General features: G+C 60.1%; 7 protein-coding genes. 5 read left to right on the top strand and 2 right to left on the bottom strand.

What is annotated here, in order from left to right; genetic code table 11:
- From PLL20_15195 to PLL20_15175, 5 genes are all read left to right on the top strand, one after another.
- On the top strand, positions 1-962 hold a 962-nt coding region (locus tag PLL20_15195), incomplete at its 5' end, for a hypothetical protein (protein HPD31337.1).
- Positions 963-1,359: 397 nt separating this feature from the next.
- Entirely contained in the window at positions 1,360-2,289 is a 930-nt protein-coding gene (locus tag PLL20_15190) for a bifunctional methionine sulfoxide reductase B/A protein (GenBank protein HPD31336.1), read from the top strand.
- A gap of 166 nt (positions 2,290-2,455) precedes the next feature.
- Positions 2,456-3,763, top strand: coding sequence for an arylsulfatase (locus tag PLL20_15185; protein ID HPD31335.1), 1,308 nt, complete (start codon positions 2,456-2,458; stop codon positions 3,761-3,763).
- 37 nt (positions 3,764-3,800) lie between these two features.
- Positions 3,801-5,066, top strand: a complete 1,266-nt coding sequence (locus PLL20_15180; GenBank protein ID HPD31334.1) for a hypothetical protein — start codon at positions 3,801-3,803, stop codon at positions 5,064-5,066.
- A gap of 205 nt (positions 5,067-5,271) precedes the next feature.
- On the top strand, positions 5,272-6,693 hold the full coding sequence (locus PLL20_15175) for a hypothetical protein (GenBank protein ID HPD31333.1): 1,422 nt from the start codon (positions 5,272-5,274) through the stop codon (positions 6,691-6,693).
- Positions 6,694-6,696: 3 nt separating this feature from the next.
- On the opposite strand, the gene PLL20_15170 is transcribed toward PLL20_15175, so the two are convergent.
- Positions 6,697-7,167 (bottom strand): hypothetical protein, encoded by a 471-nt coding sequence (locus tag PLL20_15170; protein ID HPD31332.1) that lies wholly within the window; start codon positions 7,165-7,167, stop codon positions 6,697-6,699.
- Positions 7,168-8,329: 1,162 nt separating this feature from the next.
- Positions 8,330-9,301: a metallophosphoesterase gene (locus tag PLL20_15165; protein HPD31331.1), complete on the bottom strand. Its 972-nt coding sequence runs from the start codon at positions 9,299-9,301 to the stop codon at positions 8,330-8,332.
- Between the last annotated feature and the right edge of the window lie 234 nt (positions 9,302-9,535).

Below are 9,535 nucleotides of genomic sequence, written 5' to 3'. Positions count from 1 at the left end.
TCGAAGAAATGTGCCGCCGTTTCCCGGGCATCAGCGCAGTCAACATCGTGGATGCCCTTTTCTTTGTTCGACCGGCCGAAGAGATTGCGGCGTTTGCCGACGGATACACGCGCCGCGTCGGACGTCCGCTGGAAGTCGACGCCCATCCGGAACTGGTCACCGAGGACAAGATCGCTGTCTTGTCACGGATGCCGATCGCCCTGGTGAGTATGGGGATCCAAAGCGGCAGCTGTGATACCCTGTACAACATCTACCACCGCCGCACACCGGTCGATCGCATCGCGATGGCAATGGACCTGCTGCATCGATATCGACTTCCGGCCGAGTATCACTATATCGTCAATAACCCCTACGAAAGCGATGCCAACATCATTGAAACAATGCGGTTTGTGGCCGATCATCACCGAAAGGCTGCGGCCCTGCGCATCTTTCCGTTGGCCCTCTTCCCTGGTTCACCGCTTTATGAACGAGCCAGGAGCGACGGCATTATCGGAGCCCGCCACGAGGAGGCGTACCACCGCACTTACACAGGAAGCGTGCATGTCTTCAAGCTGGACTATCTGGCCATCATGCTGCGGCTGGTGCTGCATCTGCGTAACCTCGGCGCACCGCCGTGGCTGACTCACCGTTTCATCGGCCTGGTCACCAACCGGTTCGTGCGGCGTTGCCTGGATCGCAGGATCTGCATGTCGATGCTGATGGGCGCTTACTATCTTTGCCGGAAGTCGTACAAGATTCTGCTCTACCAGCCGATTGTTCGGCCGGTGCTTCGGTTACGCCGATGGTGGGTGTTGAGAACGCCCGCGATGAAGATCGATCTTGCTCTGGGGGAACCCGTGTCCGTGCCGCCGGCGCCGGTACGGAACCCGAAGCCGCCGTCTGGCGGCTTCAAACCGAAATCCCAGGGCCTGGAAAACGGAATCGAACCGCAGCAGCAAACGGCATCCCGCCGGGTTCGTTAGTCACCGGGCAGACTCGACGGCCGTGCAAAGGGTGTTCTGAATGTGACCGGGCGCCCGGAATCGATGCGTACTCGGAGCGGGGGGTGATTTCATCGGTTGCCAATGCAGCCAACGACCGATTTGAACGGGCCTTGGCAGGCAACAAGTCCTAGAATTAAGGGCCGTAAGTGCATCATGGCACCGGGAGACGGGCTCCTGGCGAAAGCGGCGATGGCCCGGCCCGCCCATAAGACCCTTTTCGCGGGGGCACAGTATGCGAACTTTCGGTCTTCCTGCAATCGTCCTGCTGGCTGTCGCGGGCTGCGCGCTTCTGGTCATGGAAGTCGCAGGTCAAAGCAGCCGGCGCTCGGAAAAGCAATCGTTAGCAACCCGTCCTGCCGGTGGAGTCAAACAACGCATGATCTCACGAAGCGGTTATGACATTCGGCCGTTGACCCATGAAAGAATCCAGGAACTTGCGAAGGGTCTCGAACCAGCAGAGCGGCGGGTTTTGCTCGAAAAAGGTACCGAGGCGCCGTTTTGCGGACACTTATTGAACAACAAGGAAAAAGGCACGTACGTGTGCCGACTGTGCGGCCTGCCGTTGTATTCGTCCGACAGCAAGTTCGAATCCGGCACCGGCTGGCCGAGCTTCTATCGGCCGTTCGACCCGGATCATATTCGACATCAGCGAGACATCAGCCACGGCATGGTCCGCACGGAGACGCTCTGCGCCAGATGCGGCTCGCACCTCGGGCACGTTTTCGAGGATGGTCCCCCGCCTACGGGACTTCGCCATTGTCTGAATTCCGTCTCGCTGAGGTTTTATCCTGCCGGTAAGGAGCTTCCGCCGGAATCGCGTCCGCTCAAGCTTGAGACAGCCTACTTCGCGGGCGGCTGTTTCTGGGGAATTGAAGACCGGTTCCAGCAGGTGCCCGGCGTCGCCGATGCCGTCTCGGGATATCAGGGCGGCAAGGCAGTCAACCCAACGTACAAGCAGGTGTGCTCCGGCCGCACGGGTCATGCCGAGACCGTCCGCGTCACTTTTGACCCGGCACAGGTGACCTATCGGCAGCTCCTCGAATGGTTCTTCAAGTTCCACGACCCCACGCAGCTCAACCGCCAGGGCCCGGACGTCGGTTCGCAGTATCGCTCCGCGATTTTCGCCGCCGATGACGAGCAGCTCAAGCAAGCCAAGGCGTTTATCGAGGAGCAGGCTGCCAAGGACCGGTTTCGTGGGAAGAGAATCGCTACCACCATCGAGCCGGCTGGTCCTTTTTACGAGGCCGAAGAGTATCATCAGGATTACCACGCCAAGCACGGGGGCTCCTGCCCCCTGTTTCAATGACCTGACAATCAGTCTCGGCTGCCCGGTATCCGCGAGATCTCTGCGGGATGATTGCGAGCGGCTAGGGGGCTGACTCGGCTGAAGTCTCGAGGTAAGATGGTTGTCCGTCCTGAGGTCGAAGATTCCCGCGGTCCTGCGAAGATGCCAAGCATGGCAGAGGTGACGTATGCGACTCCTGATCCCGTTCCTGGCTCTTGCGATTTGCGCGTCCACGGTTGTCGGAGCTCAAACACCGAACATCATCTATGTCATGGCCGACGACATGGGCTACGGCGACCTTGGCTGTTACGGCCAGAAGCTCATCAGGACGCCCAACATCGACCAACTGGCGGCAGAAGGGATGCGATTCACCCAGTTCTATTCCGGCTGCACCGTATGCGCCCCGGCTCGTTGCTGTCTGATGACCGGCCTGCACACCGGACATGCGTGGGTGCGCGATAACAAGAGTTCGATCCTCGAGCGCGTGCCCCTGCGTCCGGAGGACTTCACCGTCGCCGAACTGCTGAAAAAGGCCGGCTATTCGACCGGTGTCGTCGGCAAGTGGGGCCTCGGTGAACCCGAGACGACCGGCGTGCCCAACAAGCAAGGGTTCGATTATTGGTTCGGTTATCTGAACCAGGCGCATGCGCACAGCTACTATCCCGATTACCTGTGGAGGAACGAGGAGAAATACACGCTGGAGGGTAACGTCAACGGCCAGGGCAAGCAGTACTCTCACGACTTGTTCACGCAGGAAGCCCTGTCCTTCGTCGAACGCAACAAGGACAAACCTTTCTTCCTTTATCTGGCCTACACGATTCCCCACGGCAAGCTCGAGGTCCCGAGCGATGCGCCGTACTCAGACAGGGACTGGCCGCAACCGTGCAAGAACTACGCGGCCATGATCACGCGCCAGGACGCCGACATCGGCAAGCTGATGAAACTGCTCAAAGACCTGAAGCTGGACGACAGGACGCTGGTCTTTTTCTGTAGCGATAACGGCGCGCCAGACGGCGGCGGCACGCTCAGGCATTTCAGCAGCAATGGTCCGCTGCGTGGAACAAAAGGGCAGTTGTATGAAGGCGGCATTCGCGTGCCGATGATTGCCCGCTGGCCGGGAAAGATCAAAGCCGGCGCGGTCAGCGACCAGGTCTGGGCAATGTGGGATTTCTTGCCCACCGCGGCCGAGGTCGCCGGAATCTCGCCGCCGAAGAACATCGACGGGATTTCAATGCTTCCGGCCCTGTTGAGCGAGTCGCAGAAGCAGCACGACTTCATGTACTGGGAGTTCAATCAGGCCAACCTGGTCCAGGCCGTCCGAATGGGCGACTGGAAGGCGATCAAGCACAATAGCGGAAAGATCGAACTCTATAACCTCAAGAGCGACGTCGGCGAAACGAACAACATCGCGGCGGAACACCCGGAGATTCTGGCCCGCATCGAGGATTATCTGAAAACTGCCAGAACCGAATCGGAGTACTGGCCCACCCGTTGAGCAACTTCGGAGGACCGGACGATAGTCAGGATCAACAATGTGCCTGTTAGATATGACGGTCGGACGGTGCTGCGGTCTGGTGATCCTGCTCGTCGTCGTGGCATCTGGAATAGCCGCCCCGACGAGCGAACCGTCTGCCCGAACACGGCCGGCGGAAACGACCTTACGCAATCGCCGGATTCTTGAACGCGTGCGCAAGCAAACGCCTGGCCGGACGCCTGCTCGCTTCAACGCCATCCCGGACCGGCTCGCCGACATTCTCATCGAGAAACATCTGTACAAGGACGGCGAGGTCTGGGGCTTGGCCAAGACTGTTCCTGACCAGGGTTATCCGTATGACGAGATGGGGTCGTGTACCTTTGCCGGTCTCGTCAGGCAATACAACCTTTATGATAAAGTCGGCCCGCTCGATGACGCCGCTCGCACCAAAGCCCTCAAGTTCTGGCAAAGCTGGCAGGATCCGGCCACCGGGCGCTTCAAGGACCCCCGTGACCCCAAGCGGCAGGTCAACGAGAAATACGTCGTGGGTCTCATCGGTCAGCTTGGCGGTGAGCCGCTGTACAAGTGGACCACCACGGGGACCGACAAGAAGATCGAGACTCGCGTCTTCCTGGAACGAAGCCGCGAGGATCCTGACTGGCAGAATGGCGGCTGGGGTGTCGGCTCGCACACCGGTTTCCAGGCCGTTGAGATCTTCGAAGCAATCAACAGCGGCCAGGTCGAACTGATCCCGGATCTGGAAAAGGGCGTTCAGCAGATCCTCTCGCACCAGGATCCGGACGACGGGCTTTGGGGGCCGCCATCCGCGGAACTGATGCGACGCATCGGCGGAACACTCAAGGTCATCGGGCGCCTGTATTTCAAGATGGGCATGCACGTGCCGCACACCCGCGAATTGGCCGACGCCATGATCGAGCATTCCCGCAACGGCGACTGGTACAAGCACGGGGCCAATTCCTGCGTTCCGCGGAACGCGGCCGAAGTGACTGCTTATTGTCTGGAAGTGTCCGATTACCGGTACGATGAGCTTCTTGAAGTTCTGGAGTCGCTGGCCAAGGACTATGAGTCCTGGGTGCTACCCGATGGGCGAACCCTAATCGCGCGCGGAGACCCGTCTAACGTCGGTTTGCAGTACACGACGCTGTACGGTCTAGGCATTATTGCCGCGTATCTGCACTGGGAGGACTGCCAGCTTCCCAACCCACTGGCAGACAACCCCCGCGGGCAGGGATACCGCTACCAGGTCGGGCTGCTGCCGGACGGATCGGTCAAAGTGATTGATACCGGTGCCGGGAAACCCTGATGGTGGAACACGCTTCGTCTTGCGAATGGCAAAGAAGTCGTCGTGCCAACTCGTTTTCAGTTGAGGCTGACCTTGCCGACGTTCGTGCACGACATGTTCTGAGGATATGGCGAAGGCATCGACATGTCGACCTCCACGGCCTCATAGTCGTAGGTTTTTGTCGCAAAAAGAGATAAGGACTGGCACGCTGCTTACGCCGTATCCCATGACCAAGCCGAACGTACATCTTGAGTCCGGAATCAGCGTTTTCGACCGCTGCCACGATCTGGCCGTCGAGACGCTCTGCCGCAACATCAAGCCATGGAAAGACGGCCTGCTCGACGAGCCGGCGCCTTCGATCATGGCCGGCCAGACCTACAAGTCGCCGTGGACACGCGACTGCGCGTTCAATGTGTGGAACGCAGCCGCCCTCCTGACGCCTGAGGCCGCCCGGAACACGCTGATCAGCACGCTGATCGAAGATGACGGCCTGGTTCGCATCGGCGGGCAGTACTGGGATGCTATCGCTTGGACCACGGGCGCGTGGCACTACTACTGCGTCACCGGCGACCATGAGTTCCTCGAACTGGCCCACGCGGCGACGGTCAACTCGCTGCGGTACTTCGAAGAGACCGAGCTCGATCCCGAAATGGGGCTCTTTCAGGGTCCCGCCAGCTACGGCGACGGTGTGGCCGCGTATCCGGAACCGTACAACGACGCTGGCGGATCATCGGGCATTCTCGACTGGCCGGCTGCTCACCCGGAAGTCGGCAAGATCCGCATGAAGGCCCTGAGCACTAATTGCCTTTATGCCAACGCGTATTGGATCGCCGACCTGATGGGGCGGCGGCTCGGTCTCGACGCGCAGGTCAACGAGTCGTTGCGGACTCAGGGCGATGCGGTCGGGGGAGCAATCAATCGGCACCTCTGGCTGCCCGAGAAAGGCTGCTACGCCTACTTCACCGATCCCACCGGACGTTGCGAGCAGTACATGGAGGGCCTCGGCCACGCCTTCGCGATTCTCTTCGGTATCGCGTCGCCCGAACAGGCCCGGGCCGTGCTCGACAATCAATATGTCGCGCCATACGGTATTCCCTGCGTCTGGCCGGTGTTCCCGTGGTTTGCCAGTCCGGACGGCATGACCTTCGGCCGGCATAACGGCACCGTCTGGCCGTTTATCCAGGGCTTCTGGGCGTCGGCGGCCGCGATGCACGGTCGGTTGGATCTGTTCGACAAGGAATTGACCGCCTTGGCCGACATGGCCGACCGCCACCGCGAATTCAAGGAGATCTACCATCCGATCACCGGCGAGCCCTATGGCGGCTTGCAGGTCGACCGCGGCAAGGTTCGCCTGTGGGCCGGCGAGCCGCATCAGACCTGGAGTGCCACCGGCTACCTGCGGATGATCTACTACGACCTGTTCGGCATGCGTTTCCAGCCGGACGAACTGTGTTTTCAACCGACCGTCCCGCCGCGATTTGAGACTTTGCAGCTGACGGGAGTCAAGTATCGCGACATGACCCTGGATGTCACCATACGCAACTCCGGCACTCGTATCGCTTCCTTCGCGCTGGACGGTCAACCACACGAACCTGTGATACCGGCCACGCTCGACGGACAGCATCGGATCGTGATGAACATGAGGTGATGTTCAGCTCGGATAATCTGGAATCGTTGCGTGAGCACTCCGTGCTGTAGCACCTTCGATCTGCCCTGTTGGTGGTCCAGAAGCCGAGGGGATGAGCGGCGCGAGGACCTCCGGGGCCCAGGTTCGCGACTCATAGCCGAGGTGGCCACCCCAGTGCCCGAGCTTTCGCCACTGGGGCGTCCAGGCGGCTTGATTCAGGCCGTCGCGGACGCAGAGTGTGCCGCCCGCGTCGAGGAATCCTCGCCTTCCGGCCGTGGAAGTCTCCTTTCGATCCATGGTACCGAAGGTTTTAGTCAGCACCCCGGCATCGAACCAGTCTTCGCGGCTGTAGAAGTTGACGATGCCGCATCGGCAATGCTCCAGGGCCGGGGCCAGGTCGTAGTCGGGCGAAACGGTCGCCGCAGGTGGGAGATGGCCTGGCCGGGGGCCGAGTTGGGTTCCACCAGCCGGTCCTCGAACTGCCGCATGCACCAAGTCCGGAACTGCTCCATGACCGGGCCGCTCTTGGCCTGATGAAAGGCCGGCCGCTGCTCCGACGAGAAGTCTCGATCGCGGGCGATGGCGTCGTTCCGGTTCTCATCCGCCGTCCTCCGTGCACGCTCGCACTGGCCGCGGACGATATCAGAGGCATCACGATTCATGCAGGCTTGCCGGAAGGACACCAAACACCAGGCTCTTTCTGATACGCTTTAATGTGCCGGGATTGGGAATTGGAGACAACCGGGTCTCTCCAGGGCGTATGATTGCCAGTTGCGAAAGATGAAATCGCCAGCTTGCGAGATATCGGGGTTTGAAGCTCCCGGTGACAATCGTCCCTTACTCCGGAACTCCTGTACATTTTGCGCGCACGTTTTGGGGCCTCGGAGGCTTCATGGTGTAGTGGTATGGAGCATTCCCGCCGAGTGCCGTCAGACAAAGGTTGCCAAGATGCAGCCGGCGAAGATGATTTGGCCTTCTTCGTAATCGTTTGATATCGCGGCGTTGAGATCGGACGGGATGTGTCTTGCCAGTGGCCCGCAAATCAATGCGCACGACACAACGACGCGCGTGCGAGTCTCGGAGCAGCGGGCAGATTTCGAGCCGTCACGTCAATACCCGTCCGAAGGGGATGTGTAGGGTACTCGCTGATTTTTCAATTTGGTTGCGGCCAAAGGCCGCTTTGGGATTACGTTAGCTAAGGCGGACCGCCTTTTTGCGGGCCGCAACCCAAGTGCTCTGCGATCGAGAAACATGCGCGCCAGTTGCGACGGAAGGGACTAAAAACCCATTCTCTGCATCACATCCGAACAACGTCTTGTACGGCAATACGCACTCCTTCCTCGGCCGCTCTCAGCACGGTGCGTATATGCAGCCGCCCTTCCTGGTTCGCTCGCCTGTCGTGATGTCCTCCATGGACTCCGATGCCCCCTCGCTCATGCCCCGCCCCGCCTGCGGCCGACCAATCGATGAGGATCCGGCCATCAGCAGCATTGCATTCGTCTGCCAAGGCGACATCCCCCTGCTGGTTGTCTCTTGTCGATGTGCATGATGCGGCCATGAATGGGATGATGCTCATGAACCGATCAATCGAACTCAATAGGCTGCTCGGATTCATTCACTGCGACACCGCGCAATACCGCACCAGCGGTCTTTGGTCTCAATCGGCACGGCGGCGCGCGATCGGATGATAAGACACCCTGTCCTTGAATATGTTGACACCACGCCCGATGGGTTTCGGCTCGAAAGCAATCTCATCTTCGGTCACCGTCGCGATGATGTACTCCGTGTACGCCGGTTCCTGGGGATGATGAATGGCGAAGTTGAGCACCGAGGCTGGAACCGCATAAACGTGCGCGCCTAGATTCTCTTCGGGGGGCCAATACTGCGCGTAGTGAAAGTCGCCGCCGAACACGGCTTGGACGCAGTGACCATCCGGACATTTCTCCAGTATGCGGTACAGCGGCCGGCTGATGTGCCCTCGATCACCGGTCATGACATGCGGATCATGCGCAAAGACCAGTGTCGGATACCGCGACGGATTCCCTTCATGACGGCAGAGTACCGCTTCCAGCCAGGCCAACTGGTGATCGGTGATGTTTTCCGAGTCCATGATCACGAAATGCACGCCGCGCCAGGTGAAAGCGTAGTAGTGCTTGCCTTCGAGGCAGTAGCGCTTCCAGATCTCGGGATGTTTGTCGGCATCCAGTTGTGCGTTCATGGGATAGGGTGGAAGCTGAGAGGCAAACCAGTTCCTCTTGAGCACCGCAACGCCAGGCTTGTCGGCGGGCACGTCATGATTGCCGACCGCAACGTGGATCTCGATGCCGGCCTCGCGCCACCTCCTGAACGCGGCGTCGATGACCTTCATCTGCCATACGCTCTCGCCGGGAAAGCTGTCGTTGCCCACATCGCCGAGCTGCACCACGAAGGCCGGGCGGATCTCCAGCACCTCCCGGGTCAGTCGATCTAGTTGGTCGATGATTGCATGCGTGGGGTGCAGGTCGGACACGATCACAAACCGGTGCGCGTCTGCTGAGCAGAGAGTGCCTAGGACAAGCACGACGAGAAGCATCGCACATGCCGGCAATCGGGTCGGCAGACAGGAGGATGCTTGATGATAGTGAGCCATCTCAACCGCCCTTCACCGAGGTTTCCCGTTTGTCCTTGCCCGGATACGCAGCCGGGCGACGTTTTGCTAACCGGCGTTCCCCCGCTACACCTACCGCACTCTCGAGTCTCACGGGTCTGCCGGGCTGATGGAGGAGACCTGTCTGGACACCAAGGCAGCTTTTCGGCCGCGTTTCCTGCGGTCGGCGGAGGGCATGAAAGGTCGCCTGCCTTGCCCCTTAACGTACCCGACAGA

Source organism: Phycisphaerae bacterium (genome assembly GCA_035384605.1).
GTDB lineage: Bacteria > Planctomycetota > Phycisphaerae > UBA1845 > PWPN01 > JAUCQB01.
The sequence above is the reverse complement of the archived record's forward strand: the minus strand, read 5'-3'. Positions and strand labels throughout refer to the sequence as shown.

Coding starts and splice junctions, on each gene's coding strand:
- PLL20_15180 (HPD31334.1), top strand. CDS start 3,801: ATGTGCCTGTTAGATATGACGGTCGGACGGTGCTGCGGTCTGGTGATC.
- PLL20_15190 (HPD31336.1), top strand. CDS start 1,360: ATGATCTCACGAAGCGGTTATGACATTCGGCCGTTGACCCATGAAAGA.
- PLL20_15185 (HPD31335.1), top strand. CDS start 2,456: ATGCGACTCCTGATCCCGTTCCTGGCTCTTGCGATTTGCGCGTCCACG.
- PLL20_15165 (HPD31331.1), bottom strand. CDS start 9,301: ATGGCTCACTATCATCAAGCATCCTCCTGTCTGCCGACCCGATTGCCG.
- PLL20_15175 (HPD31333.1), top strand. CDS start 5,272: ATGACCAAGCCGAACGTACATCTTGAGTCCGGAATCAGCGTTTTCGAC.